At 75.0% G+C, this 26,161-nt stretch carries 22 protein-coding genes; 6 read left to right on the top strand and 16 right to left on the bottom strand.

Annotated elements, in window-relative coordinates; translation table 11 throughout:
• On the bottom strand, positions 1-1,252 hold a 1,252-nt coding region (locus tag AF1_RS17710), incomplete at its 3' end, for a serine/threonine-protein kinase (protein WP_157419222.1).
• A 375-nt stretch (positions 1,253-1,627) separates the two neighbouring features.
• Here AF1_RS17710 and AF1_RS17715 point away from each other — a divergent pair.
• Together AF1_RS17715 and AF1_RS17720 are read left to right on the top strand one after the other, a co-directional pair.
• A complete protein-coding gene (locus AF1_RS17715; protein WP_067799981.1) occupies positions 1,628-3,115 on the top strand; it encodes a hypothetical protein in 1,488 nt (495 codons plus the stop codon).
• Between the two features lie 76 nt (positions 3,116-3,191).
• On the top strand, positions 3,192-4,337 hold the full coding sequence (locus AF1_RS17720) for a CaiB/BaiF CoA transferase family protein (protein ID WP_067799983.1): 1,146 nt from the start codon (positions 3,192-3,194) through the stop codon (positions 4,335-4,337).
• Positions 4,338-4,384: 47 nt separating this feature from the next.
• On the opposite strand, the gene AF1_RS17725 is transcribed toward AF1_RS17720, so the two are convergent.
• From AF1_RS17725 to AF1_RS17745, 5 genes are all read right to left on the bottom strand, one after another.
• Entirely contained in the window at positions 4,385-5,638 is a 1,254-nt protein-coding gene (locus tag AF1_RS17725) for an aspartate aminotransferase family protein (protein ID WP_067799986.1), read from the bottom strand.
• A gap of 71 nt (positions 5,639-5,709) precedes the next feature.
• The gene (locus tag AF1_RS17730) at positions 5,710-6,375 is read right to left on the bottom strand and encodes a GntR family transcriptional regulator (RefSeq protein WP_067799987.1); all 666 of its coding nucleotides are present in this window, start codon (positions 6,373-6,375) and stop codon (positions 5,710-5,712) included.
• A 17-nt stretch (positions 6,376-6,392) separates the two neighbouring features.
• On the bottom strand, positions 6,393-7,166 hold the full coding sequence (locus AF1_RS17735) for a maleate cis-trans isomerase family protein (RefSeq protein ID WP_067800052.1): 774 nt from the start codon (positions 7,164-7,166) through the stop codon (positions 6,393-6,395).
• A 56-nt stretch (positions 7,167-7,222) separates the two neighbouring features.
• A complete protein-coding gene (locus AF1_RS17740) occupies positions 7,223-7,984 on the bottom strand; it encodes a maleate cis-trans isomerase family protein (protein WP_067799990.1) in 762 nt (253 codons plus the stop codon).
• Positions 7,985-8,000: 16 nt separating this feature from the next.
• Positions 8,001-8,483, bottom strand: coding sequence for a DUF3830 family protein (locus AF1_RS17745; protein ID WP_207394231.1), 483 nt, complete (start codon positions 8,481-8,483; stop codon positions 8,001-8,003).
• Positions 8,484-8,750: 267 nt separating this feature from the next.
• On the opposite strand from AF1_RS17745, the gene AF1_RS17750 reads away from it, so the two are divergent.
• Positions 8,751-9,761 (top strand): D-2-hydroxyacid dehydrogenase, encoded by a 1,011-nt coding sequence (locus AF1_RS17750; protein WP_084263052.1) that lies wholly within the window; start codon positions 8,751-8,753, stop codon positions 9,759-9,761.
• Positions 9,758-11,176, top strand: a complete 1,419-nt coding sequence (locus AF1_RS17755) for an amidase (protein ID WP_067799996.1) — start codon at positions 9,758-9,760, stop codon at positions 11,174-11,176. Before AF1_RS17750 ends, AF1_RS17755 begins: the two co-directional genes overlap by 4 nt.
• A gap of 46 nt (positions 11,177-11,222) precedes the next feature.
• Here AF1_RS17755 and AF1_RS17760 read toward each other — a convergent pair whose 3' ends face one another.
• Positions 11,223-12,302, bottom strand: a complete 1,080-nt coding sequence (locus AF1_RS17760) for a S1C family serine protease (protein WP_242609043.1) — start codon at positions 12,300-12,302, stop codon at positions 11,223-11,225.
• A gap of 139 nt (positions 12,303-12,441) precedes the next feature.
• Positions 12,442-12,723, bottom strand: a complete 282-nt coding sequence (locus AF1_RS17765; RefSeq protein ID WP_067800000.1) for a phosphotriesterase family protein — start codon at positions 12,721-12,723, stop codon at positions 12,442-12,444.
• A gap of 127 nt (positions 12,724-12,850) precedes the next feature.
• Here AF1_RS17765 and AF1_RS17770 point away from each other — a divergent pair, with 127 nt between their 5' ends.
• A complete protein-coding gene (locus AF1_RS17770; protein WP_242609042.1) occupies positions 12,851-13,468 on the top strand; it encodes a TetR/AcrR family transcriptional regulator in 618 nt (205 codons plus the stop codon).
• Here the strand turns inward: AF1_RS17770 and AF1_RS17775 are convergent.
• The 7 genes from AF1_RS17775 to AF1_RS17805 all read right to left on the bottom strand — a co-directional run bounded on the left by AF1_RS17775 (position 13,465) and on the right by AF1_RS17805 (position 24,329).
• Entirely contained in the window at positions 13,465-14,370 is a 906-nt protein-coding gene (locus tag AF1_RS17775) for an LLM class flavin-dependent oxidoreductase (RefSeq protein WP_067800008.1), read from the bottom strand. The two genes, AF1_RS17770 and AF1_RS17775, sit on opposite strands and share 4 nt — an antisense overlap.
• 68 nt (positions 14,371-14,438) lie before the next feature.
• Complete coding sequence (locus AF1_RS17780; protein ID WP_067800011.1) at positions 14,439-16,160, bottom strand: TRAFAC clade GTPase domain-containing protein; 1,722 nt, start codon at positions 16,158-16,160, stop codon at positions 14,439-14,441.
• A 4-nt stretch (positions 16,161-16,164) separates the two neighbouring features.
• Positions 16,165-18,165, bottom strand: coding sequence for a GAP1-N2 domain-containing protein (locus tag AF1_RS17785; RefSeq protein ID WP_067800015.1), 2,001 nt, complete (start codon positions 18,163-18,165; stop codon positions 16,165-16,167).
• The gene (locus tag AF1_RS17790) at positions 18,165-19,403 is read right to left on the bottom strand and encodes a TRAFAC clade GTPase domain-containing protein (RefSeq protein WP_067800018.1); all 1,239 of its coding nucleotides are present in this window, start codon (positions 19,401-19,403) and stop codon (positions 18,165-18,167) included. The genes AF1_RS17785 and AF1_RS17790 overlap by 1 nt, the downstream gene beginning before the upstream one ends.
• The gene (locus tag AF1_RS17795) at positions 19,403-21,994 is read right to left on the bottom strand and encodes a hypothetical protein (RefSeq protein WP_067800021.1); all 2,592 of its coding nucleotides are present in this window, start codon (positions 21,992-21,994) and stop codon (positions 19,403-19,405) included. Before AF1_RS17795 ends, AF1_RS17790 begins: the two co-directional genes overlap by 1 nt.
• 27 nt (positions 21,995-22,021) lie before the next feature.
• Positions 22,022-23,605, bottom strand: a complete 1,584-nt coding sequence (locus tag AF1_RS17800; RefSeq protein WP_067800024.1) for an Hsp70 family protein — start codon at positions 23,603-23,605, stop codon at positions 22,022-22,024.
• Between the two features lie 7 nt (positions 23,606-23,612).
• Entirely contained in the window at positions 23,613-24,329 is a 717-nt protein-coding gene (locus AF1_RS17805) for a nucleotide exchange factor GrpE (RefSeq protein ID WP_084263053.1), read from the bottom strand.
• A gap of 200 nt (positions 24,330-24,529) precedes the next feature.
• Between AF1_RS17805 and AF1_RS17810 the strand changes: the two genes are divergently transcribed.
• Positions 24,530-25,174, top strand: a complete 645-nt coding sequence (locus AF1_RS17810) for an ACT domain-containing protein (protein ID WP_067800027.1) — start codon at positions 24,530-24,532, stop codon at positions 25,172-25,174.
• 40 nt (positions 25,175-25,214) lie between these two features.
• Here the strand turns inward: AF1_RS17810 and AF1_RS17815 are convergent, their stop codons facing one another.
• Positions 25,215-26,132: a carbohydrate kinase family protein gene (locus tag AF1_RS17815; RefSeq protein WP_067800028.1), complete on the bottom strand. Its 918-nt coding sequence runs from the start codon at positions 26,130-26,132 to the stop codon at positions 25,215-25,217.
• Positions 26,133-26,161 lie beyond the last annotated feature (29 nt).

Consider the following 26,161-nt stretch of genomic DNA (forward strand, 5'->3'; position numbering starts at 1 on the left):
GCGCGGCCGTCACGGGCTGCGGCGCCTGCGTGACCTGGCCCTGCGGGGCGGTCGGGGCCGGCGAGCCGCCGGCCCGCTTCCCCGGATCGCCGCCGCCCGCCAGCGCGAGGGCCCCGATGCCGAGCACCAGCCCGCCGACGAGCGCGACGCCGGCCGCGACGATCAGCCCCCGGCGCGGCCCGTCCTGCGGCCGGCCGGGGAGAGGTCCGGGCGGGCTCGGGTGCGGTGTCGTCGGACCCGTCACGCCGGGTGCGCCGCCCGCGGCGAAGCCGCCCGTGGGAGAGCCGCCCGTGGGAGAGCCGTTCGTGGTGGAGCCGCTCGCCCGCGGGTCGCTGGTGGTGGGCGCCCACTCCGGGACGAGCGGCGGCCCCGGCAGGCCGGGCGCCGGGCCCGGTGTCACCGCGCTGCCGCTGTACGCCACGTCCGTGACCGGCAGGCCGAGTTCCGCCTGCGCCCGCTGAAGCGCCTGCGCGAACTCCACGGCGGTCGTGTAACGCTGCTCGGGCGTCTTGGCCATCGCGCGCCCGATGACGTCCGCGACCGGCTTCGGCACGTCCGGCCGGGGGATCGGCGGCGGCGGGTCGTGCAGGATCCGCAGCATCAGCAGCGCGATGCCCTCACCGGGCGGGCCCTTGAACGCCGGCTGCCCGGCGAGCAACTGGTAGAGCGTCGAGCCGAGCGAGTAGATGTCGGCGCCGATGCCGGGCGGCCGGCCCTCCAGCACCTCGGGCGCCGCGTGGTGCGGGGTGAACGCCTGGGTGTGCGTGGCGTCGAAGGAGTCGACCAGGCGGGCGATGCCGAAGTCGGCGAGCGCGGGCTCCCCGTACCGCGACAGCAGCACGTTCTGCGGCTTGACGTCCCGGTGCAGGACGTCGGTCTCGTGCGTGGCGGCGAGCGCGCCCGCCGTCTTCACCCCGATCCGCAGCACGTCCGCGACCGGCAGCGGCCCCTCCTTCGCGAGCCGGTCGGTGAGCGCGCCGTGCTCGAAGTACTCCATGGCGATGTAGGGACGGCCGGCGCGGGTGGTGCCGGTGTCCAGCACGGTCACGATGTTGGGATGCCCGGAGAGCCGTCCGGTGATCTTGCATTCGCGCTGGAAGCGGCGCATCGCCGCGGCGTCCACCGTGCCGACCGACAGGACCTTGAGCGCGACCGTCCGGTCGAGGCGCTCCTGGTGCGCGCGGTAGACGACGCTGAAGCCGCCCTCGCCGATCTGCTCCAGCACCCGGTAGCCCGGGACGTCCTCGGTCATGGGTCCGGGGATGCCTTTCCTCACTCGTCTCGCCCGGGGTGCGGCGGGGCGCGAACGTCCGGCGCCGCGCGGCGCGGGACCGTTCCCCGGAAGGTCAACAGCGTAGTACGGGGACGAATCAGGCGTGACCTCTCGCGCCGACCCGCGGGCTCCCGCCCCCGGCCAAGTGACATATACGGAAATGCAATGACATTTCTATTCGGCTGGTTAATCGTTGTCCCAAGTCCGGCCGGCGGCGGACCGCCGCGCCCTACCCTCGGGTTCCGCGACGATGGAACGGCCCAGAGGGAGTGGCCCCCCGTGACCGACGATGTCCTGACGAAGGCGCGGCCGGAAACGCCGCCGACCGATTCGGCTTATGCGGACCTTGTCCGAATGGCGTATTTTGTTCTGCCGGGCCGGGGGAAGCGCGTCCACCGGCTGGCGATCGCCCGCCGGATCGTGGACGGCACCGCGCGCGGCACCCGCGACCGCTCCGCCGCCGGGCGCGCCCGGCGGCGGACCCGCGTGCTGCGCCGGGCGCTGCGCCCCTCCCGCCGGCTCCAGATCGGCCTCGGCCCCTGGCTGCGCGCACTGCCCGCGCAGCTGCCCGACCCCGCGCTCACCACGGTGCTGTCCCGGCTCGCCCCGCACGTCCGCGCCGCCTACGTGCTCGGCCGCATCGAGGGGCTGCCCCGCTACGAGATCCGCGACCAGCTGATCGAGCTCGGGGTGCGCGCCCCGTGGTCGGCGATCCGCGCCGCCGAGGCCGTCCAGGTGCCCGCGCCGCGCGGCGCCGACCGGTTCGGGCCGGAGGCGCTGCGCCCCGTCCGCAACCGGTCGGTGCTGCCGCTCGCGGCCGTCGTCGTGCTGACCGGCGGGCTCGTCGCCGCGGTGGTCGCGACCGGGGGCGGCGGCCCGCGGGAGGCGTCCGCGCACTCCCTGCGGCTGGTCGCGGCCGCCCCGGACGCCTGGACGCGCGGCGCCCGCACCCTCGACGCCTGGCCCGCGCGCGGCGACCTCGCCGGCGACCGGGCGTTCACCCGCCGCGCCGCCGGTGCCTGGTCGGCCGCGACCGGGGACCGGCGCGCCGCGCGGGGCACCGCCCGGCTCCTCTACGCGGGCCGCCTCGACGGAACGCCCCTCGCCGTCATGCGGAGCGGCGGCCTGCTGGCCCGCTACACGCCCGGCCGGCTGGACGTCGCCGCCGCCGGCACCGACCCGTCCGCCCCGATCGCCCTCGGCGGCGGACGCTACCTCCTCGCCCCCTGGGACACCGGGCCCGAGACCCTCACCGGCCGGCCGCTCGCCGTGTCCGGCGGGGTGACCGCGCCCGCCCGCGCCCGCACCGGATGCGGCCGGGGCCCGCTGTTCCACCTCGGCTCCCGGACGTTCGGCGACCTCGGCGGGCCGCGCGCCACCGCCCTCGCCTACCGGCTGCCCGAGGACCGCCCGGACGGCACCGGGCGGCCGGCTCGCCTCGGGCCGCGGGGCCGCGGGATCTGGGACCGGCTGGCCTGCGCGGCGGCCGATCCGGCGAAGCCGGTGTCGGAGGCGACGGCGTCCGGCTTCTGGTCCGGTGAGCTGCCGTACGGCGGGACGTCCGCCGAGTGGGTCTGCACCCGCCTGACCTACGCCGCCGGCGGCACCGGCGCCCAGGCGGCGCTCCTCGGCGGGGAGGCCCGGCCGACCGGCGCCTGCGACCCCGGCCGCCCGGTCAGCGGGACCTGGTGGCGCGCCCCGTCCGGCCGCTGGTACTACTTGGCGGCGGCCGGACACGGCCGCGTCCCGCACGCGGCCGGCCTCCGCCGCTCGACGAGCTGGAACGGCCTGCTCGTCGGCACCGGCACCCCGCAGGCACCGGTCACCCTGACCGCCCGCTGACCGGAACCCGCGTCAGCGAACGCTTACCCGAATGGTGCACACTGGGGGAGACCGAACAAGATTCAGGGAGTCGCAGATGGGCAAGGGGCCGCTGTCCGGAGTACGGGTGATCGAGCTGGCCGGGATCGGGCCGGGCCCGTTCGCCGCGATGCTGCTGGCCGACCTCGGCGCCGACGTGATCCGCGTCGACCGCGCCTCCGCCGTCCGGGACGGCGAGCGGACCGGCGGCACCGACTTCACCAACCGGGGCAAGCGGTCGATCGCCATCGACCTGAAGAACGAGCGGGGCCGCGAGGTCGTGCTCCGCCTGGTGGACAGGTCCGACGTCCTCCTCGAAGGGTTCCGGCCCGGCGTCACCGAACGCCTCGGCATCGGCCCGGACGACTGCCTCGCCCGCAACCCGCGCCTGGTCTACGGCCGGATGACCGGCTGGGGGCAGCAGGGCCCGCTCTCCCACACCGCCGGCCACGACGTCGGCTACATCGCCGTCACCGGCGCCCTGCACGCGATCGGCCGCGCCGGCGGCCCGCCGCAGGTCCCGATGAACCTCCTCGGCGACTTCGCCGGCGGCAGCATGTACCTGATCGTCGGGGTCCTGTCCGCCCTCCTCGAAGCCAGGACGAGCGGACGCGGCCAGGTCGTCGACGCCGCCATCGTGGACGGCACCGCGCACCTGTCGACCTTCATCCACGCCTTCCTCGCGGGCGGGCTCTGGGAGGACCGCCGCGGCGTCAACATGCTCGACACCGGTGCCCCCTGGTACGACGTCTACGAGACCTCCGACGGCCGCCACATGGCCGTCGGCGCCATCGAGTCCCAGTTCTACGCCGAGTTCCTCCGCCTCCTCGGCCTCGACGGCGAGGACCTCCCGCACCAGCACGACCGCGCCGGCTGGCCGGCCCTCCGCGAGCGCTTCGCCGCGGTCTTCCGCACGAAGACCCGTGACGAATGGGCGGAGATCTTCGTCCCGAGCGACGCCTGCGTGGCCCCCGTCCTGTCCCTGACCGAGGCCGCCGAGCACCCCTACAACACGGCCCGCGACGTCTTCCCCGACCTCGCGGGCCACCGCCAGCCCGCCCCGGCGCCCCGCTTCTCGCGCACCGCCACCGCGACCGACGGCGTCCCCGCCCTTCCCGGCGGCCAGACCCGCGCCGTCCTGGACGACCTGGGCTTCGACGACGCCGAGACCCTCCTGAAGGAGGGCGCCGTAGCCCAGGCATGAGCCCCAGGGCGCCCGGCGGACCCCGCCGGGCGCCGCTTTTCCCGGGGTCAGCCGGTCGCGTCCGCCACGGCCCGCGCCCAGAGCCCGAGGGCGTCGTCGATCTGCTCCCCGGTGACGATCAGCGGCGGGATCATCCGGACGACGTTGCCGTACGCTCCGCAGGTCAGCAGCAGGAGCCCGTGTTCGACCGCCGCCTTGTGCGCCCGCTGCGCGGTGGCGGCGTCCGGCTCCCCGTCCGGCGTGGTGAACTCGCTGGCCTGCATCAGCCCGAGCCCGCGCACGTCGCCGATCCCCGGATGGTCGGCGGCGACCTTGCGGAGCCCGTCGTGCAGCCGCGCGCCCTGCCGGGCGGCGTTGCCGACGAGGTCCTCCTCGGCGATGACCTGGAGCGTGGCGAGCGCGGCGGCGCACGCGACCGCGTTACCCCCGTACGTGCCGCCCTGCGAGCCCGGCCGGGCCTTCTCCATCAGCGCGGTGGGCGCCGCGATCGCCGACAGCGGGAACCCGCTGGCCAGCCCCTTCGCCGTGATCAGGACGTCCGGGCGCACGGCCGCGTGCTCGTGCCCCCAGAACCGGCCGGTCCGCCCGAACCCGGTCTGCACCTCGTCTGCGATCAGCAGGATGCCGTGCCGGTCGGCGCGTTCGCGCAGCCCCTCCAGGAACGCGGGCGGCGCCGGGATGTAGCCGCCCTCGCCGAGGACGGGCTCGACGACGAACGCGGCCGTGTCGGACGCCGGGCTCGCGGTGACCAGCAGGTAGTCCAGCTCGCGCAGCGCGAACCGGGTCGCCTCCTCCTCGTCCCACCCGTACCGGTAGGACTGCGGGAACGGTGCGATGGCGGCGCCGGGCATCAGCGGGCCGATGCCCGCGCGGAACTTCGTGCCCGCCGTGGTGAGCGCGGCGGCGCCCATCGTCCGGCCGTGGAACGAGCCGTGGAAGACGACGATGTTCTGCCGCCCGGTCGCGTGCCGGGCGAGCCGGATGGACGCCTCGACGGCCTCGCTGCCGCTGTTGAGGAAGAACAGCGAGTCCAGGCCGTCCGGCAGCACCTCGCCGAGCGCGTCGACCAGCCGCAGCAGCGGCTCGTGCATGACGGTCGTGTACTGCCCGTGGATCAGCGTGCCTACCTGCTCCCGCGCCGCCTCCACCACCCGCGGGTGGCAGTGGCCGGTGCCCGTGACCCCGATGCCCGCGGTGAAGTCCAGGTGCCGGCGGCCGTCGGTGCCGTAGAGGTACACGCCCTCGCCGCGGGCGGCCAGGACGGGGGTGGCCTGCTTGAGCAGGGGTGAGAGCGTAGCCATGCGTCCTCCGGTAGATTGTCGACAATCTGCAATCTAAGTGTCCGGTGGCCGGGTGTCCAGGGGCGTTCCCGCTACGGCTGCGAGGTGCGGAGCCGCTGGATGGAGTCGGTCATGTGCTCCTCGATGAGCGCCAGCAGCCGCTCCTCCTCGCCGTCGCCGATCGCGTCGACGAGCCGGCGGTGCTCCTCCACGAGGTCGGACGGCTCGGGATAGGTGTCCTGCAGCGCGTTCAGGCACATGCGCGTCTCCACCAGCAGGGTGTGCGCCATCCGCTCCAGCCGGGGGCTGCCGGACGAGCTGACCAGCACCTCGTGGAACGCCTGGTCGGCGTCGCTCATCGCGACCCGGTCGCGCTGCCGCGCCGCACCCACCAGCGCTTCGAGGGCCTCGGTGAGCCGGGCGACCGCCTCACCGCGGTTCCGCGCCATGATCAGCCGGCACGCCTCCCGTTCGATCGCGAGCCGGGCGAGGTAGACGTCCTCGACGTCCCCCTCGTCCAGCGTGATCACGAACAGCCCGCGGTGCGGCTCGCTGACCAGCAGCCCCTCCTGGACGAGCCGCTGCATCGCCTCGCGCAGCGGCCCGCGGCTGATGCCGAGGCGCCCGGCCAGCTCGGCCTCGCCGAGCTGCGCACCGGGCTCCAGCGACCCGTACATGATCGCCGAACGCAGCTCGTCCGAGACGAGCTCGACGGTCGACTTGCGGGGGACAGGTTCCAGCTCACCCAATCGGCCCATGCCGCAGGCCCCTTTCCTCATAGCTTCCAGGTATGCCGTCCCAGCCCGGTGATACCGGCGGAGACGGTGGCGGGCACGGCGAACAGCCGGCCCAGCCCGGTGCGCGGAGGGAGCCCCCCGGGGCCGGACGCGAGCCGCAGCCCCTCCCACACGCTCACCTGGTTGGCGGTCAGCACGGGCTTGCCGACCAGCGCCTCGAGTTCGTCGAGCCAGGCCACGGTGTGCAGCGCGGTGTCGGGCACCAGCACCGCCTCGGCGTCCGGATGGTCGTTGGCCGCGACGAAGGCGAGCACCTCGTCACGTCCGAGGGTGCCGACCTCGGCGGCGGTGACGATGCCCCGGCAGGACAGTGCCACCACCTCGACGCCGGCGTGGCCGAGGAAGCCGGCGAACTGCGCGGCGACGTCGGCCGGATAGGTCGCGGCGACCGCGACCCTGGTCACGCCGAGCTCCTGCGCCGCGTGCACGAACGCGAACGACGTGCTGGACGCGGGCACGCCCGTGATCTCCTGGACGTCCGCGACCTGCCGCGCGGCGCCCTCCCAGCCGAACACGAAGCTTCCGCTCGTGCAGGCCCAGACGGCGGCTTTGACGCCCATGGCGCGCAGCGCGCGCGCACCCTCGCCGAGGACGTCCGGGCCCCCGATGTCCAGCAGCGCGTCGACGCGGTGGGCGTCCTCGCGCATGAGCGTGTGCACGACCGGCAGGCTGACCTCGCCGAGGGCGCGCTCGATGGCGGGGTAGTCGTCCTCGGCGCTGTAGCCCGGGTACAGGAACCCGGCGCTCACCATGTTCGGCCGCATGTTGCGGGCGATCATACCTTCGCGGATCATGGACGCCGCTCCCTTCAAGCCGCCGTGGACGGGGCGAATTCCACCAGCGACTGCCCGGGACCGGCCGCGGTACGGCCCATCGCGCGCAGCGCCGAGCACATCGTCACCTGGTTGGCGGTGAGCACCGGCTTGCAGATCATCTGTTCCAGCGGCGCGATGATGTCGTACGTCGGCACGTTCGTGCAGCTGATGAACACGGCCTCGGCCTCGGGGACGTCCACCGTGGACACCGCCGCCACGATCTCGCCGTAGCCGACCTTCCAGATGTGGCTGAGCAGCCCCAGCCCGACCGACGACACGACCTCGATGCCGTACTCGCCGAGGAACGACAGGAGCCGGTCGGTGACCGCGTCGATGTAGGGGGTGACGACCGCGATGCGCGAGACGTTGAGCAGCCGGAGCGACTCCACGAGCGCGCCCGAGGTCGTCGTGGACACCGGTGCGCCGGCCGACAGCATCGACCGGTGCAGCTCCAGCTCGCCCGCCTTGCCGCGGATGAAGCTGCCGGACGCGCACGCGTAGGCGACCGCGAGCGGCTCGGGTGCGAGGACGTCCCGGGTCGCCTGCCGGACGATCGACTGGTCGGACAGCGCGGCGGCCATCTCGACGGTGACCGGGACGGGGACGTACGGGAGCCGGGTCATGAACAGTGACACGTCGTCGGGCGTCCACCGCCACAGTTCGCGGTCGAGGGCGAAGTCGAACGGCGCGACCACCCCGATACCGTGCTGGGCCAGGAGTTCGGGGCCGACGACCAGCGTGGGGTCGAATGCCATCTGGGTGCCCGCCGCTCTAGGACTCGGCGCGGCTGTAGACGAGGCGCTCGCCGATACCGCCGGAGCGCCAGACGTCGTTGCAGGCCTCGGCCATCCGGTCGAGCCCGTCGACGATCGTCGCGTACACGTTGCCGGGGACCCAGCCGACGTCCCCGTTCAGCAGCAGGTTGTTGCGGCCGTAGAAGATGGCGAGGTCGATGACGCCGGGCAGCGCGTGGATGTTCTTCTCCTCCTTGAACTTCCGGTCGAGCATCCCGCCGGGGAAGGAGAAGTAGACGACGTCGCCCGGGATGGGGGTGACGGTGGGGTTCTCCAGGCCGACCTCTTCCTCGGAGAACCGTTCGACCATCGTGTACACCTCGTTGCGGGCGTACTTGGCGTGGTACGCCTCGCCGCCGAGGGGCAGGGCGCGCCATACCGCCTCGCAGGTCCGCGGGGCGTCCTTCTCCAGTAGCTCCGCGACGCATGAGACGCCGCGACGTTCCAGAGTGATGGTCATGAGCTTGGGCATGCTGGGCCTCCCCGCGACAGGGGTGGGCGAGAGCGTCGCCACCCGAAGGACTCTTTCCGTTAGAGCGCTCTGGGATCCGTCCTGGCCCTGCTGGGCAGCGGTTGCGACGGTCTTGCAGCACACGTGGTCAGGGCGGTGAACCCGGGGTCGCGGGGCACCGCGCTGATTGTTGACAATCCTACGAACGCTTCCTAGCGTGTCAATGCCTCTCCGAGGTGCCTTCACCTAACTCCGCACACCCCGGAAGTGACGCCGATGGAGCCTGTCCAGCACGGACCCGGTGGGTCCCCTGACGTGGTGGTACTCGTCGGGGACGTCCATCCGCGCGGCATGGCGGAGGCGGAGCGGCTCGCGCGTGTCCGGTACGTGCGGGAGACGGAGCTGGCGGAGGCCCTTCCCGGTGCCGACGCGGTCTTCATGTGGGACTTCCTGTCGGACGCGCTGGCGGGCGCGTGGCCGCCGGGCGGGGGCCCGGACTGGGTGCACATCGCGAGCGCCGGCGTCGACCGCCTGCTGTTCCCCGCCCTGGTCGAGGGTGACACCATCGTCACCAACTCGCGAGGGATCTTCGACGAGCCGATCGCCGAGTACGTCCTCGGGCTCGTGCTGGCGTTCGCCAAGGACCTGCACACCACCCTCCGGCTGCAGGGCGAGCGCCGCTGGCGGCACCGCGAGACCGAGCGGATCACCGGCGCCCGCGCGCTCGTCATCGGCACCGGGCCGATCGGCCGCGCCATCGGCCGCCGCCTCGGCGCGGCCGGGCTCGCCGTCGCCGGCGCCGGCCGCACCGCCCGCGACCCCGACCCCGACCTCGGCACCGTCCATCCGGTGGAACGGCTGGACGAGGCGCTCGCCGAGGCCGACTACGTGGTGCTCGCCGCGCCGCTGACCCCGCAGACCCGCGGCATGATCGACGCCGCCGCGCTGGCGCGGATGCGGCCGTCCGCGCGGCTCATCAACGTGGGGCGCGGTGCGCTGGTGTGCGAGCCCGACCTCGTCAAGGCGCTCCACGACGGCCGGATCGCGGGCGCCGCGCTCGACGTCTTCGAGGACGAGCCGCTCCCGGCGTCCTCGCCGCTGTGGGAGATGCCGAACGTCGTCGTCTCCCCGCACATGTCCGGCGACGTGATCGGCTGGCGGGACGAGCTCGTCCGGCTGTTCACCGACAACCTCGGCCGTTACGTGTCCGGCCGCCCGCTGCGCAACGTCGTGGACAAGCGGCTCGGCTATGTCGGATCGACCATGGACAAGAGGAGGCGGTCATGAGCGACGCGGCCGACCTGACCGCGACCGAACTGCTGGCGGAGTACGGGGCCGGGGCGCTCTCCCCGGTCGAGGCCGCCGAGGCCGTCCTCGCCCGGATCGCGCGGGACGACCCGGGCATCAACGCGTTCTGCCTCGTCGACGAGGAGACGACGCTCGACATGGCGCGCGCCGCGGCCGACCGGTGGCGGCGCGGCGCGATGCTCGGCCCGCTGGACGGCGTGCCCGTCTCCATCAAGGACGTCCTGCTCACCCGCGGCTGGCCCACGCTGCGCGGCTCCACGACCACCGACCCGGCGGGCCCGTGGGACGAGGACGCGCCGGCGGTGGCGCGGCTCCGCGAGCAGGGCGCGGTGTTCGTCGGCAAGACGACCACGCCCGAGTTCGCGTGGAAGGGCGTCACCGACAGCCCGCTCACCGGCGTCACCCGCAACCCGTGGGACACCTCCCGCACGCCGGGCGGGTCGAGCGGCGGCGCGGCGGCGGCCGTCGCGGCGGGCATGGCGCCGCTCGCGCTCGGCACCGACGGCGGCGGCTCGGTGCGCATCCCGGCCGCGTTCACCGGCACGTTCGCCCTCAAGCCGACGTACGGCCGCGTCCCGCACTACCCGGCGAGCCCGTTCGGCACGCTCGCGCACACCGGCCCGATGACCAACACGGTCGCGGACGCGGCGCTGCTGCTGGACGCGGTGTGCGGCGCCGACGGCCGGGACTGGTCGTCGCTGCCGCCGCCGGACGTCCCGTTCACCGGCGGCGGGCCGGACGAGCTGACCGGCCTGCGCGTCGCGTTCAGCCCCGACCTCGGGTTCGCGGAGGTCGATCCGCAGGTCGCGGCGTCCGTGGCGGCCGCCGCCGAGGTGTTCACCGAACTGGGCGCGAAGGTCGAGCAGGTCGATCCGGGGCTCGGCGGCGACCCCGTCGAGGAGTTCGAGATCCTCTGGTTCGCGGGTGCCGCCAAGGTCGTCGAGCACCTGTCCGCGCAGGCTCGGACGCGGCTCGACCCGGGCCTTCGGGAGATCTGCGAGCAGGGTGCGCGGTACTCGGCCGCCGACTACCTCGCCGCCACCGCCCGCCGCATGGAGCTGGGCCGCGTCATGGGCCTGTTCCACGAGCGGTACGACCTGCTGCTGACGCCGACGATGCCGATCGCCGCGTTCGAGGCCGGCCGGGAGGTCCCGGCGGGCTCGCCGTCCCCGCGCTGGACGAGCTGGACCCCGTTCACCTACCCGTTCAACATGACCCAGCAGCCCGCCGCGAGCCTGCCGTGCGGCTTCACCGCGGACGGGCTGCCCATCGGCCTGCAGGTCATCGGCGCCCGGCACGCCGACGCCCTGGTCATGACCGCCTGCGCCGCCTACGAGCAGGCGCGCCCGTGGCGTGGCCGGCGGCCGGAGCGGGGCGCCGGCGGGAGGCCCTGAGCAGCCGGGCCACTGCGTCTCGTCCCGCTTTCGCCCGCGCACGTGCTCACTGGGGCGGGCCTTCCGTCAGGCGGAGCGTGGTCGCCATCCGGGTTCCCTGGGGGATCGTCCACTCGACGCGGACGGTGTCGCCCGGATGATGTGACAGCATCAGCGTCGTGAGGGTGGACGGGCTGTCCACCACGCTGTCGCCGAAGGCGATGATCGCGGCGCCGACCGGGATGCCGGCGGCCTCGGCCGGGGTGCCGGGCACGATCTCGGCGACCAGCGCGCCGGGGGAGCGGCCGTTGGGGCGGACCTTCACGCCGAGCATGGCCGTGGGGCCGATGTGCACGGTCGAGGACGCCTCGCCGCGCTGGATCCGCCGGGCGATCTCCAGCGCCCGGTTGGACGGGATGGCGTAGCCGCGGTGGTACTTCGCCTCCTTCGTCCCCTTGGTGGGGAGCCCGGCGGACGCGGCGGTGTTGATGCCGATCACCTTCCCGGCGGTGTTCAGCAGCGGTCCGCCGGAGTCGCCCGGCTTGATCGGCGCGTTGGTCTCGATCAGCCCGGTGAGCCGCTCGGACGTGCCGGTGCTGTCGTCGCGGGCGGTGATGGACTGCTCCAGCGCGGTGACCTCGCCGGTGACGACGGCCGGCGTCCCGCCCCTGCCGCCCGCGTTGCCGACGGCGGTCACCGGGTCGCCGACCCCGGCCCCGGCCACGGACGCGAACGAGGCGGCCTTCAGCCCGGACGCGCCGGTCAACCGGATCACCGCGATGTCGCCCGCCCGGTCGTAGCCGACGACCTCCGCCGGATAGGTGCGGCGGTTGTCGGTGTCGGTGCCCCTGATCGTGGTGGCGCCCCTGATGACGTGGTTGTTGGTGAGCACGAACCCGGCCGCGGTGAGCACGATGCCCGTCCCGGCGGCGCGGGTTCCGTCGAGGGGCTGCTCGGTCTCGATGTTGACGACGCCGGGCCGGCGTCCGCTGGGCTTGGCGTGCCCGGTCGCGGGGGTCGTGACGGGCGGCGGGACGTTCTCGTGCCGGCCGCTGTCCGGCACCCGGCAGCCGGGGACGAGGAGGGCCGCCGGCATGGCCAGGAGCATCAGAATCGCGGCACGGGCGCCGCGAGGGCTCGCGCTCACCACGGCGCCTCCTCCCCCCAGGGTCCTTCCATGATTCCCGATTCCCAGGGAATAGTCCGAGATGGGAGAAAGTGCCGGATGGGGAGGGGGCGCCGGGGCGCGCCGCGTCAGCGGGTGAAGTAGTGCCGGGGGTTCTCGATCAGCATCTGGTCGAGCTGCGCGCCGGTGACGCCGGGGCGTCCATGGCGCACTTGAGGAACGCGGCCTTGACGCCGGTTCCGGCGATGCCCTCGGTGAGGTCGCGGGTGAAGTGGGCGATCATCGGGTCGGGGCCGCCGTCCAGCATCGTGCCGGGGCCCCGGAAGTGGAACTGGAACGGAAGGTCGCTGTAGGGGTAGATGCCCGTCGCGACGATGATGTTGAGCTCGGGGACCTGCTCGGCGATCCGCTGGATGCGCGGGATGTGGCGGCCGAGCCCCACACGGCCGGGTCGGCGATCGTGGTGATGCCGCGGCTCTCCCTCCGCGCACCCCACGGGTGCATACCGACCGGTCGGTTTCTGGCAAGCTGGGACGTGGAACGCACCCGCGTCAATGGGAGGTGCCCAGGTGACGGACACGGAATCGAGACCAGGGCCGGAGCCGATGGCGCCCGTCCGGCGGAGCGAGGTCGAGCGGCGCATCCTGGACGCCGCGCTCCGCCTGTTCGCCGAACGCGGCTTCGACGGGACGTCCGTGCAGGAGATCGTCGCGGCGGCCGAGGTCACCAAGGGCGCCCTGTACCACTACTTCGACTCCAAGCACGATCTCCTCTACGAGATCTACCACTCGCTGATCGCCCGGCAGCTCGCCGACCTCGGCGCGGTGCTCGCCCGCGGCCTGCCGCCGCGCGAGACGGTCCACGCGGTGCTGACCGGGCTGATCCGCAGCACGGCGGAGCACATCGACGAGGCGAAGGTCTTCTCCCGCGAGATGCACCGGCTGGACGACGCCCGGATGCGCTCGGTCCGCGCCGACCGCCGCCGCTACCACGTGATGTTCCGCGGCCTCATCGAGCAGGGCCTGCGGGACGGCGTGTTCAGCACCGCCACGCCCGCCGAGACCGTCACGCTCGTCGCACTCGGCATGGTGAACCAGATGCCGTCCTGGTACCGGCCGGACGGCCCGAAGACCGCCGGGCGGCTCGCGGACGAGGTCGCCGGCTTCGTCCTCGCCGCCCTCGGCTAGCGCCTCGCCTGCAGATGCAGGGCGGCGTCGCGGACGTCGCCGAGTTCGGCGTCCCAGTCGCCCGGCGGGGACAGCGGCATCAGCACGAACTTCGACAGCCCCGCCTCGACGAGCCGCTTGAGATGCGCCTCCAGACCGTCCAGGTCGGGGGCGACGTCGTCGAGCGGAGCGGGCCCGCTGACCCGCCGCCGGACACGGTCGAACCGGTCCCGGGCCTGCGCGGACAGCGGCCCGCGCCGGTAGGGGACGACGGCGCCGAAGTGCTCCTCCTCGATCTCGCGTCCCGCGCCCGCCGCCGCCTCCTGGACGGCGGCCCGCCCGCGTTCCCCCTCCGCCGGGGTGATGAAGGAGGCGAGCCACCCGTCCGCCAGCCGCCCGGTGCGGCGCAGCTCGGCCTCGGAGGTTCCGCCCATCCACACGTCGAACCCCCGCGCCGCCGGTTGCGGCAGGACGCGCAGCCCCTCGTAGCGGAACCGCGGCCCGTCGTGGGTGACCTCCTCCCCGGCCCAGAAGCGGCGCAGCAGCGGCAGCGCCTCCTCGAAGATCGCCGCCCGTTCCTCCCGCCGCACGCCGAACGCCTGCTGCTCGCCGGCGTGCCGCTGGCCGAGCCCGAACGCGGGCAGCAGCCGCCCGCCGCAGAGCACGTCGAGCGAGGCGAGCTGCCCGGCGAGGACGGCGGGGGAGCGGCCCGGCAGCGTCAGCACGGCGGTGCCGATCTTGATCCGGGAGGTCAGCGCCGCCGCGTAGGCGAGCGTGACCACCGGGTCGAGTGCGGGCCCGGTGACCCGTTCGGAGACCCACAGCGAGTCGAACCCCTCGCGTTCGAGCCCGAGCGCGAGGGCGGCCGGCGTCTGCGGGCCGAGCGGGGACGCGGTGGGGGCCATGCCGATGCGAACGATCACCTCTCGACCGTACGCGGCGTCAGTTCCGTGACGCAACCATGGAAGGAGGGGCGGCGATCACGGCGGCGTCAGAACGGGAAACGCTCGGCCGCGGCGACGACGGCACCGGTGACGGTCGCGACGGTGAGGGCCGACACCCCCGACAGCACCGCCCAGCGCCCGATCTGGTATCCGGCGGGGACGCGGCCCGAGCCCCGGCCGCGCACCGGCCAGGGGGCGCGCAAAGGCGCCGTCCCGGGCGGCTCCTGGGGCGCATCGGTGAGCGGCCGGTCGGCGCCGGACGTCCCGGCGGGGCCGAGCCCGGTCACCCAGCCGAGCAGGTCGGCGACGTCCGCGGGGTCGGTGGTGAGGCCGGAGGCGAAGTAGCGCACCTGCGCGGCGACCTGGTCGAGCGTGCGGACGGTGTTGCCGAGCCCGACGTGTCCGAGCCATTCGCGCAGATCGGTGCCGTCGTCCAGGCAGCGGCCGATCTCCGTGCGGGTCAGCAGGTCGGTCTTGGTGACGACGACGGCGATGCGCTTCTGCCGCCCCTGGTCGGGACGGGAGCGCAGCGCGTTCAGCACCCGCTGCAGGGTGTCGGCGGGATCCTCCTCCGAGGACACGGCGGCGTGGTCGATGAACTCGCGTTCGTCCCCCGTCAGGGCGTGGCGGAGGTGGGGGAGCGCGAACGGGTCCACGATGAACAGCAGCGCCTCGCTGTGGTCCAGGTAGCGCAGGGACTCGACCTCCGTCGCGCCCGTGTAGTGCTCACCGGCGGGGTCGAACAGGTAGAGGATGCGGCGCGCGCGGCCGGGCAGCTCGACGTCCACCATGGTCGCCAGGGGGAGTTCCGGGCCGGTCTTGGCGAGACGTCCGCCGCGCTGGAATTCGCGGATCGCGCCCGCGTACGCCTGCGCGTGCCGCTGCTCGACGAACGTGAGCCGTCCCTGCACGGCGCGGGCCCGCGCGTGCAGGGCCCGTATGCCGAGGACCATGAACGTCGTCTTGCCGGCCGCCGGGCCGCCCACGAACGGCAGCGGCTCCACCCGGACGCGCCCGATCCGCTCCGGCAGCCGCCCACCGCAGTGCGGGCAGTACGCGGCCAGCCGGAAACGTCCGAGCGGGACGGTCGTCGGCAACCGCGCCCCGCACCGGCACACGTTCCGGAACGCGCCCCGCGAACCGGGCGTGAGCCGCCGGTGCCGGGCCCCGCATCCCGGGCATTCGTATTCGGGCAGGCCGATCCGCTCGTAACAGAACGGATGCGGGCAGGTCTGCAGAATCCGCCCGTACATCATGAAGCCGCGCTCCACCGCCGCGAGGGCGAGCACGCACGCCAGCCACGCGCCGAGCCCGACCGCCGCGACCAGCCCGTACAGGGCGGTCAGCGCGAGCACGAACACCGAGGCGGGCACGGCGGCGGCGGCGATCCCCGCGCACAGCGCCAGCCAGACCGGGAAGAGGAAGAACCCCCACGGGCCGCCGAGGAGGGTCCGGGTCAGGCGCAGCACGATGCTCCGGGCCGTCCGGTACACCTGCGGGACGACCGTGCGGCTGATCGTCCACCAGTCGCGCCACACCTGGCCGAGCAGGTAGTGCCGGTAGGCGACGTCCGGCGCGGCGACCGGCGACGGGCCGTCCAGGCTGGACGGCGCGAGCGTCCGGCACGCGTGCAGGTAGTAGACGCCGAGGGCCGCGGCCCCCGCGACGACCAGCGTCGCGGCGAACAGCACGGGGAACACGTACATGAACCCGAGCCACATGGCGCCCAGCCACACGGCCATCAGCAGCAGCACGATGATCGGATGCACGCGCTCACCTCCCCTCGCCGCCGGCCAGGAGGTCCTGGAGCACGACCCTCAGCTCGGGCCTGCCCGCCAGGTGCGCGTCGAGCTGCTTGGCCGCGAGCCAGCGTCCGGCCGCCGCCCGCGCCCACGCCTCCAGGGACGGTTCGCTGACGCCGCGTCTGCGCAGCCGCAGGACGACCTCGACGAGGTCGTTGCGCTGCTCGATCTCGCCGCCGCGCAGCGGGGCGCGGCCGGCGCGGGCGCGTCCGGGCAGCTCGGCGGTCCAGCGCTCGCCGAGCCGGGCGCGCAGGGGCGCGGGCACGGCCGCGAGCAGCTCCGCCCGGAACGCCGGGGGGCGGCGGAGCAGCCGCCGGGCCGCGCCGGCGAACGCCTCGTCGGCGAGCTGCCGGGTGGCGGCCCCCGGGCTTGCGATCTCCTCCAGCGCCCGCGCCGCCCGCGCCGGGCCCCCGGTGATCGCCTTCCCGTACGCCTGGACGAGGGCGGCGTCGCGTCCGGCGCGCCCGTCCGGCATGATCGCGCGGACCCGCTCGGCGAGCCGCAGCGTCGCGGTGTCGGCGAGGTCCTTGCCGCCGGGGAAGGCGAGCCGCGTGAACGTGCGGGACAGCAGCTCCGCCAGGGCCGGGTGCGGCCCGTGGGCGTCCAGGAGGTCGGCGCATTCGCCGGCGGACGGCGGCGCCGCCCACACCTCGCGGAGCGCCCCGGCGATATCGGATGCGGTGTCGCAGGCGGTGTCGGCGCCCTCCAGCCGCAGCAGCTCACCGGTCACGGCGATCCGCCGGCCCGGATGCCTCCGGCCGACCGACGCCAGCACGGGGACCGCGACGGCGGGGACGGCCCGCAGCCGCTCGGCATGCTTGTACAGCAGATCGCAGTTCGCGGGCGTGAGCACCGCGGGGTCCGTGGCGGGCCCGGCGATCACCCCGTCCAGCACCGCGTCCCGCAGCCCGGCGGGAGCATGCGCGTGTACGGCGAGCGCGAGGTCCAGGCCCATGGACGGGACGGCCGGCACGAGATCACGCCACACCCACTCGGGAATCCGTGCCCCGCGCCGTGCCAGCAGCGCCGCCGCCGCGCCCTCCTCCCCGGCCGTGACGGACGCGTCGCCCCGGCACAGCGCGAGCAGCGCGGCGGCGCCCTCCCGCGCGGGATCGTCCGGCGGCGCCAGCTCGCCGAGGGCGTCGAGGCCGCCGAGGTCGGCGGCGCGCCAGCAGTCCGCGACGGTCCGCGCGAAGCGGCTCGCCCGCCCGCCCGCCGGGCCCCGGTGCAGGTCGAACGCGGACGCGTGCGAGGCGTGGTGCTGCGCGGCGGCCCAGATCGCGGGCGTCGTGCCGACGAGGCGCTGCGCGGCGCCGTCCGGGTCGGCGGTGTAGGTGACGAACGACAGCCGCGCCGCCGCCTCGACCGGCAGCGAGTAGGACACGACCGCGATCCAGCGCGCGATCAGCTCGACGTCGTCGGCGACCAGCACGACGCGCCCGTGCCCCCGGCCGAGCACGCCCGCGACCGCGTCCACCAGCTGGGCGAGCAGCGCGTACGGGTCGCCCGGGCCGGACACGGCGAGCCACGCGGCGAGGGCCTCGGGATCGAGCGCGGCGCCCGGGGTCAGCTCGTCCAGCGGATCGAGGACGGACCGGGTCGCGGGCGAGGGCGTCCAGTGCGCGGCGTGCCAGAGCTCGGCGGGACGCAGCCCCTCCAGCTCTTCGGGCTCCGCCACCACCGCGTGCGCGAAGAAGTTGCCGTACCGGCCCGAATAGTCGCGGCCGAGATAGCGGCAGCGCAGCAGCAGCGGGCGCCCGTCCACCCGGTCGTACAGCAGCGAGACGGGGAACAGGGCCAGCTCGCGGTCGTCGGGCGACAGGGGCGCGTCCGGCGGCGGGCGATACGCCAGATACGGCGTCACCCCCGCCCGCACCCCGTCCGGCAGGCCGGGCGTCTCCGCGACGAACTGGAACCCGGCCCGGCCGGTCGGCCCGCGCCGCGCGGACGTGTAGTGCAGTTGCCAGGCCACTACCCACCTCCCGGGCGGACGCCGTCGAGCATCCCGAACCGGTACAGCAGCCACAGCAGCGGATCCTCCGCCCGGTACGGGCGGACGCCGCCCGCGCCGACGCGTCCCCGGTCCGGGACGCCGCCGAGCGCCGACAGCCCGAACAGCGCGTGGTCGGCGTACTGCTGGCCGAGATAGGTGTCGAGCTGCCCGGCCTGCCAGTCGTGCAGCAGCGCCCGGACCTGCTCGTCCACCGCGTCCCTGTCGTCCAGGTCGAGGACGCCCCGCCCGGACCGCGACCGGTGCAGCGCCGACTGCCGCAGCAGCGCCGGCCGCAGCACATCGATCTTGGTGAGCGCGACCGCGACCGGCACCGGCAGCGGCTCGCCCGGCCGGGTGCCGTGCCGCTGCCGCAGCGCCTCCGTCACCCGCGCGATCACGTTCAGCGGCTCGCTGTCCGGATCATCGCCGGCGGCGCGCGGCCCGGGGACGGCGTCGCGCACGCCCGCCCGCGCGCCGGGCAGCTCCAGCGGATCGACCAGGAAGACGATCGCGTCGGCGGCCTCCAGGTACCGCAGGTGCAGGTCGGTGACCTCCCTGCTGCGCAGGTCCTCGCCCGCCGTGTCGAACAGCACCAGGGCCAGCGAGTCGTTGCGCGGACGCGAGAAACGCCCCCGGCGCGTCCGCGTGAGCAGGTACACCAGCGGCTCGCGCGGCCCGGTGGCGGCGCTGGCCGTCGTCGGCAGCAGCCGCCGCTCCTCCAGCAGCGGACGCGCGAAGTCGCGCTTGTACCGCTCGATCGTCCGGTCGTCGCACGCCACGAGCGAGGCGTCCAGCTCCGTCCCGACCCGGTTCATCAGCTCGTGCAGCAGGACGGCGATGTAGGTGCTCTTCCCGGCGTTCTTCGCCCCCACCAGCGCGACGATGCGGCCCGGCGAGTCGCAGTAGGCGGACGGCAGCGGGTTGTGGCAGTGCGGGCAGGCCCGGTTGCCGGTCGGCAGCCCGCAGCCGGGGCAGTCCGCGCGTCCCCTGCGGCCGGGCGCGGCGAACACCGGCGGCAGCGACGCGCCCGCCGTCGACCCGGTGTACTCGGCCAGCTCCCTGTCGAGGACCGGGGCGCAGCCCTGCCGCCGCCCCGCCTGCCCCCGGCACCGGAACAGGATCCGCTGCGGCGCCACCGGCGCGAAGCAGTAGGGGCAGGTGATCTCCCGCCTGGACGGCACCCCGGGAATCCCCACGCGGGCCAGTGGTCGCGTCATCATGTGACCTGAAGTCGGCGGACAGGGGGATCGCTCAGCTCGACGCCGTCGTCGTCGGCGAAACAGCGGAGCCAGTACGGCCCGGACGCGTCCGGCACCGCCAAGGACAGCTCGCCCGGCACCGGCACCTGCTCCCACTCCCCGAGCGTGTCGCCGTCGGCGGCGCGGTGCGGCATGACCCGCCCGGCGCGCAGCACCAGCGACAGCCGCGCCACCCGCAGCGGACGGGACGAGCTGAGCCGGATCGTCAGATACCTCCGCCACGGCGGCCCCGACCGCAGCACGTCGTAGCGGACGATGGTGCGCGCCGCGACCCCGGCGGTCACCGGCGGCCCGGTCACCCGCGCGCCGCCCACCGTCCCGGCCGCCGCGACCGACAGTTCGACGGGCTCGTCCTCGGGGACCGGCAGGCGGATGCCGCCCTGCGTGTCGTAGGCGGCGCGGGTGACCGTCCGGGCGGAGCGGACCGGGGGGTGCGCGACCCCGATCCGGTAGACCAGATCGACCTCGGTGACGTCCTGCGGCCAGTCGAACCCGACGTGCACGTACGCGCCGCGGCGCTCGGCGACCAGCCCGCGCGGCGGCGGCAGGTTCACATGCCGGTGGTACGCGCCGATCGCGGCGGTGCCCTCCGCCACCGTCACCGCGAGCAGCCACCCGCCGGCCTCCGGCCGGACGGCCAGCCCGCCGCCGGCCGGCGTGCACGCCAGCCGCCGCGTCCGCGCCCGCACCTCCTCCAGCGGGACGAGCGCGCTGCGCGGCCACGGCGGCGGCCCGTCCGACAGCACCAGCTCGACCGCCCCGTTCGCGGGCCGGTCGAAGCGCGTCCGCACGAGCCCCGGATCGGACGGGTCGGTCTCGGCGCTCAGCTCGAACACCGGTTCCGGCGGGGCGCTCGGCGTCACCGACGCCCGCACCCCGTCCGTCATGACCTCGCGCCCGGACGCGTCGAGGTAGACGGCGCGGATCAGGTAGTGATGGGTGCGCCCGTTCGGGACCCGTTCCCGGAATCCGTCGCGTCCGCCCGGAACGGTCCGGCCGTCCCGCAGGACGACGACCCGCGCCGCCTCCGCCGGGCACCGCCACCGCCCGGTGACCTGCCCGTCCCCGGCGATCAGCGCGACATCGCCGGGCTCGGGCCGCACCACGACGGGCCCCACCACGGCCGGCGCCGCCACACCCTCGCCCCGGACCGCGAACACCCCGTAGAACAGGGGCGTGTTGACGGGCGGCCGCTCGTCCAGCGCCCCGCCGACGACGTCCCCGTCCCGGGCGTCCCGCGGCGCCCGCCCGGCCCGCCGCACGACGTGGTAGCCGATGTCGCCCGCCGTGGACGGCGACCGCTCCCACGACAGCCGCACGGCGCCGCGGTCGACGTCGGCGCGGGCGGCGGGGACGGGGCGCGGCGGAAGCCGGCGCTGGTGGTTGCGGGCGCCGGGCAGGTCGCGGACGAGCCGGAGGGCGTCGGACAGGAGCCGATGGGCGCGGTCCGGGTCGGGTTCGGCGGTGGCGACCTCGCGCAGCCGGAGGGCGGTGTCGAGGCGGTGGCGGGCCTCGGCGGCGAGGAGCTCCTCCTCGGGCGGATCACCCTGCGGGGACGGGTGCGGGATCCGCGCGGCGTCGGCGAGTTCGGCGGCGGCGTACACCTCGCCCGCGTCCAGCAGCGCGCGCAGCCGCCCCGGGAGGCCGCCGCCCGGCCCGGTCTCGCGGACGATCGCGAACACCAGGCGGCGCGCGTCGGCCCGGTCGATGCCGAGGTCCTCGACCGCGTGCCGGAGCAGGGCCCGCTCGGACGCCCGCTGCCGCAGCCGCTCCCGGAGCCGGTCCACCACGTCGAACAGCAGCAGGGCGTGCGGATCGGCGTCCGAGCGGAGCGCGGCGAGGACGGTGTCGGCGTGGGTGGTGCTGGTGTCGCGGCTGCGGCGCGCCCAGCCGGCCCCGGCCGCCGCCACGGCCTCGTCGTCGAGACGCAGGGCCCCGCCGGGCGCGGCGAAGCCGTCCAGCAGGCGGATCGGGCCGGTCAGCCGCGGCCCGAACAGGAAGTCGGCGAGGTGGCGTTTGCCGAGGACGTCCAGCGACTCGCGCACCTTCCGGTACGCGGGGTAGGGCGCGGCGGACGGCAGCGGGTCCGGTTCGCGGATCTCGATGCCGTCGGCGGCGGCCAGCTCCGCCAGTTCGGCGCGGGTCACGCCGCCGGCGCGGGCGATGCCCTCGACCTCGGCGGGCGCCGCCATCCGCAGCGTCCCGGCCGCGTCGGCGAGGCGGGCGCGGGCCTGCGCGAGGCGCCGCTGCGCCTGCTCCCGGCCGCCGCGCAGCCGTGCCTCCAGCGGGCGCGGGTCGCCGCGCTCGGCGGCGGCGAACAGCGGGGCCAGCTCCCGGTGCTCGGCCTCCAGCCGGTCGATCAGCTTGCGGTACTTCAGCTGCCCGCGGGCCCGCCGCCAGCACTGCCGGACCTGCTTCACCCGCGCCGCGACGTCCGCCGCCGCCGGGCCGTCCAGCGCGTACCGGACGCGCAGGTCCTCGGGAGGCTGGTCGCCCGCCGCCCGCGCGGGCTCCAGCACCTCCCGCCGGTAGTCGTCGTCGAACGCCACGGGCGCCTCCCGCAAGCCGGCGGCCGCTCAGCTCACCTGGACCCGGGAGAGCGCCTTGCGGGAGCGCTCGACCTCCTCCTCGGACATCCCGCCCACGTCCACCTTCAGCTCCAGCTTCTCGCCGGTCTCCTTCTCCACGGCCGTGACGTTCAGCAGCCCGGACGCGTCGAGCTCGAAGGTGACGCCGATCGGCCAGCCCGCCTTCTTGCCCGGCGGGACCCGGATCTCCCCGGTCGCGATCTCGGTGTTGTCGATCAGGTCGGCGGACTCCACGACGCCGGCCTGCTCCATCACCCGGATGTCGGCGGAGGTCTGGTCGTCGTAGACGGTGAAGAAGTCCTCGGTCTTGGCGGCGGGCAGCTCGTCGTTGGCGTGCACGAGGTGCGCGACGTTCTCGGCGCCGGTCTCCCGGTCGACGACGACGATCCCGAACGCGTGCGAGGCGACCGTCCTGATCTGCCGCCCGGCGATCTGCTTCTGCTGCTCGGCGGACAGGCCCGCGCGGTTCGCCATCTCCTCGGCGCGCTCGGCGGCGCCCTCCCGCAGGAGCCGCCGGTAGGTCTCCTCGAACGCGTACAGGGCGGCGCCCTTCGCGACGGCGAGGTCGGGGTCCTGCAGGCGGGGGGCGAGGCCCAGCTCGGTCTCAAGCCGCGCCGCGACGACCGGCATCTTGGTGGACCCGCCGACGAGGACGAGGTCGTCGTAGTCGTCCACGCCCTTCTCCGCGGCGGTCGCCAGCGTCCGGCCGGTGATCTCCACGGTGCGGTCGAGGAGGTCCTTGGTCAGTTCCTCCAGCTTCTCCCGCGTCACCTCGACCGCCGCGACCCGGCCGTCGTGCATCACCCGGACGGTGTGGGACGTGCGCGTGGTCAGCGCCTTCTTGGCGTCCTCGGCGTCGCGGCGGAGCTGCTGCTCGGTCTGCTTGTCGTCGAGCGGGTCGCCCGCGCCGGGATGCTCGGCGCGGAACCGCTCGGCCAGGTACTCCACGAGCCGCGCGTCCCAGTCGGCGCCGCCCAGCTCGTGGTCGCCGTCGGTGCACACGACCTCGATGTGGCCGCCGCGCAGCGTGATGACCGTGGTGTCGAACGTTCCGCCGCCCAGGTCGTAGACGAGGATGGTCCGGTCCGTGTCGGGGTTCAGGACGCCGTAGGTGATCGCGGCGGCGATCGGCTCGGAGACGATGTCGATGACGTTCAGCCCGGCGATCCGCCCCGCCTTGCGGGTCGCGTCGCGCTCGGCCGCGCCGAAGTAGGCGGGGACGGTGACGACGACGTCGCGGGCGTCCTCGCCGGTCGTGGTGCGCGCGTCCGTCGCCAGCTTCAGCAGGATGAACGCCGACACCTCCTCCGGGGTGAAGTCGATCCCGTGGACGGGACGCGTCACGTCCCGGCCCATGTCCCGCTTGATCAGGCTGACGACGTTGTCGGGCTCCAGGACCGCGGTGTCCTTCGCGGTCGCGCCCACGATGACGTTCTCGCCGCTTTCGAAGAAGACGACGGACGGGGTGGTGTCGGTGCCCTCCAGGTTCCGCAGGACCGCTGGCCGCCCTACATCGTCGATGGAGGCAATGCAGGAGTACGTGGTTCCGAGGTCGATCCCGTAGACAGCCATGTCCCTCTCACCTGTCGGTCCCGAGTCCTGAGTTCATCGTGTCGCCACGTCCCCCCTCGCCGTGGCCACTTGACCCTGCCTTGACGGCGGGCCCCGTGCCGTTCGCGTTCCCGTCGAGCTTCCCGACGCTGACGGTGGCCTTGCGCAGCACCTTCCCGCCCTGCTCGAACCCGTCGGACTGGACGGCGGTGACGGTGCCGTCCCGCAGCGGGTCCGCGACGGGCGTGACCGCGACCGGACGGTGCCGGGACGCGTCGTAGGGGGCGCCGGGCTCGACCGTGAACCTCTCCACGCCGAGCCGCGCCAGCGCGTCCGCGACATCGTCGGCGACGGCCGTCAGCAGCAGCGCCGTCCGCCGCGGGTCGGGCGGGTCGGTGAGGCCGGGCGCCGACAGCCGGTCCGACTCGCGGCGCGCCTGGTCGTGCAGCCGGTACAGCGCGGTGCGGACGGGCTCCAGCATCGACTGCAGCTCGCCGCGCCGCAGCCGCTGGTTCTCCTCGTGCAGCCGGTCGATGACGGCCTCGCGGTGCGCGGCCCGCTCGTGCTCGCGGTCGAGCCGCGTCACGAGCCCGGCGAGGGCCTCCCTGATCTCCGCCCGGAACGCCGTCGCCTCGCCGGGGGCGCCGGGCACGGCGGCCTGTGCCGCCTCGTCCCCCGCGTCCCCGGTGGCGGCGGGCTCCGGCTCGGCTCCGGAGTCCTCGTTGACTGGGGGTTCCCCGTCCATCGACACGTGCAGTTACCTTAATCGTGGCGGCAGGCGTGCGATAGGTCAGCTGATGACCTCGTCTGGACTCTAGTTTGACTCGCCCCCGTCATTCCAGCACCGACGTGCGGTGCCGTTTTCCCGGGACGACACAACGGGGTAACACCCGGGAAACGCGCTTCGGTGAAACTGGGAATCCGCACGAAGAACGGGAGGCGGGGATGTTGCTGCGGATACGCGTCCGGCTGCCGGACCGCCCGGGATCGCTGGGCCAGGTGGCCCGCACCCTGGGCGCGGCAGGGGCCGACGTGGTGCAGATGGCGGTACTGGAACGCGGCAACGGCCGGGCGATGGACGACTTCACCGTCGTGTGGCCCGCCGGGACGGGCATCGAACGGCTGGTAGCGGGTCTCGGGGCGGTGCCGGGCGTGGACGTCGTCGGTATCTGGCCGACCGCCGAGCCGCTGGGCGCCTTCCCGGACGCGGCCGTGATCGGCCAGGTCGCGGCCCTCCCGGAACGCGGCGCGGAGATCCTCGCCGACGCCGTCCCGGCCATCCTGAGCGCCGACTGGGCGGGCCTCGCCGAGCCGCGCGGCGAGGAGGGCGCGGTGCTCGTGCACGCCAGTGCCGGCGGCGTGCCGGGGGCCGGCCTCCCCGGCCTGCTGCCGCTGCGCCCGCGCGCGTTCACCGCGCCGGACGGCACCCAGTACGCGGCCTGCCCGCTCGCCGGGGGCACCGTCGCGCTGGTCGCCGCCCGCACGGGCGCGCCGCCGTTCCACCGCACGGAGGTGTTCCGGCTGGAGCAGCTCGCGGGCGCCGCCGACGCCGTGCTGCACGGCGCCCCGGCCGGGCAGCCCGCCGGCTGACCCGGTCTCCGGCGCACTCGCCATCACTTCGGCCCTGCCGTCACTTCAGCAGGGCGAGCACCGCGTCCAGGCCGGTGAGGCACGCGTCGGAGCCGAGCCCCTGCGCGACGGTCGCCGCGGCCGCGGTGCCCCAGCGCGCCGCCTCCAGAACGTCCTTCCCGTGCGCGAGCCCGGTGATGAACCCGGCGCAGTACGCGTCGCCGCAGCCGGTGGTGTCGACGACCTCGACCGGCGGGACGGGCAGCCGGTGGACCTCCCCGGCGGTCGCGACCAGGCTGCCGTCCGCGCCCAGCGTGACGATCACCGTGCGCGGGCCCTGCGTGAGCAGCGCGGCGGCGGCCTTCTCCGGGTCGCTCTCGCCGGTCATCGCGGCGGCCTGCTCCTCGTTCGGCAGGAAGTGGTCGACATGGGGCAGGAAGGCGGCGGCGCCGGCCAGCAGGTCGGGCATGGCGGACAGCGGGTCCATCGTGACGACGGTGCCGGTCCGGCGGGCGGCGGCGAGCATCTCGAAGAACGCCGGGTCGTTGAGCCCGAACGTGACGTCCGGCCCGCCGAGGTGCACGAACCTCGCGGCGGCGAGCAGGCCCGGGCCGACCGCGCCCGTCGTGAGGGTCAGGTTGGCGCCGGGGACGTGGAAGCTCGGCCGGCCGCCGTCCGGGCGGATCGGCAGGATCGACGTGCTCGTCTGGTCGGCCGTCCGCCGGACGAGCCCGGTCGCGTCCACGCCGTTGCGGGCCATGATCGTGACGAGCAGGTCGCCGAGGTCGTCGTCTCCGATCGCGCCGACCGAGATCACCTCGTTGCCGAGCCGGGCGAGGGCCACCGCGGTCCCGGCGGCGGCGCCCGCGGCGGTCACCCGGATCTCGTCCACGACGACGGTGCCCTGCCCGTCCGGGATGCCCTCGACGGGGCGGGCGAGGACGTCCAGGATGTGCGCACCGAGAGTGACAACGGTCATGACTCGCCCCTTCGTGATCGTCAGGGCCG

Source organism: Actinomadura formosensis NBRC 14204 (assembly GCF_001552155.1).
In the GTDB taxonomy this organism is placed as follows: Bacteria; Actinomycetota; Actinomycetes; order Streptosporangiales; family Streptosporangiaceae; genus Spirillospora; species Spirillospora formosensis.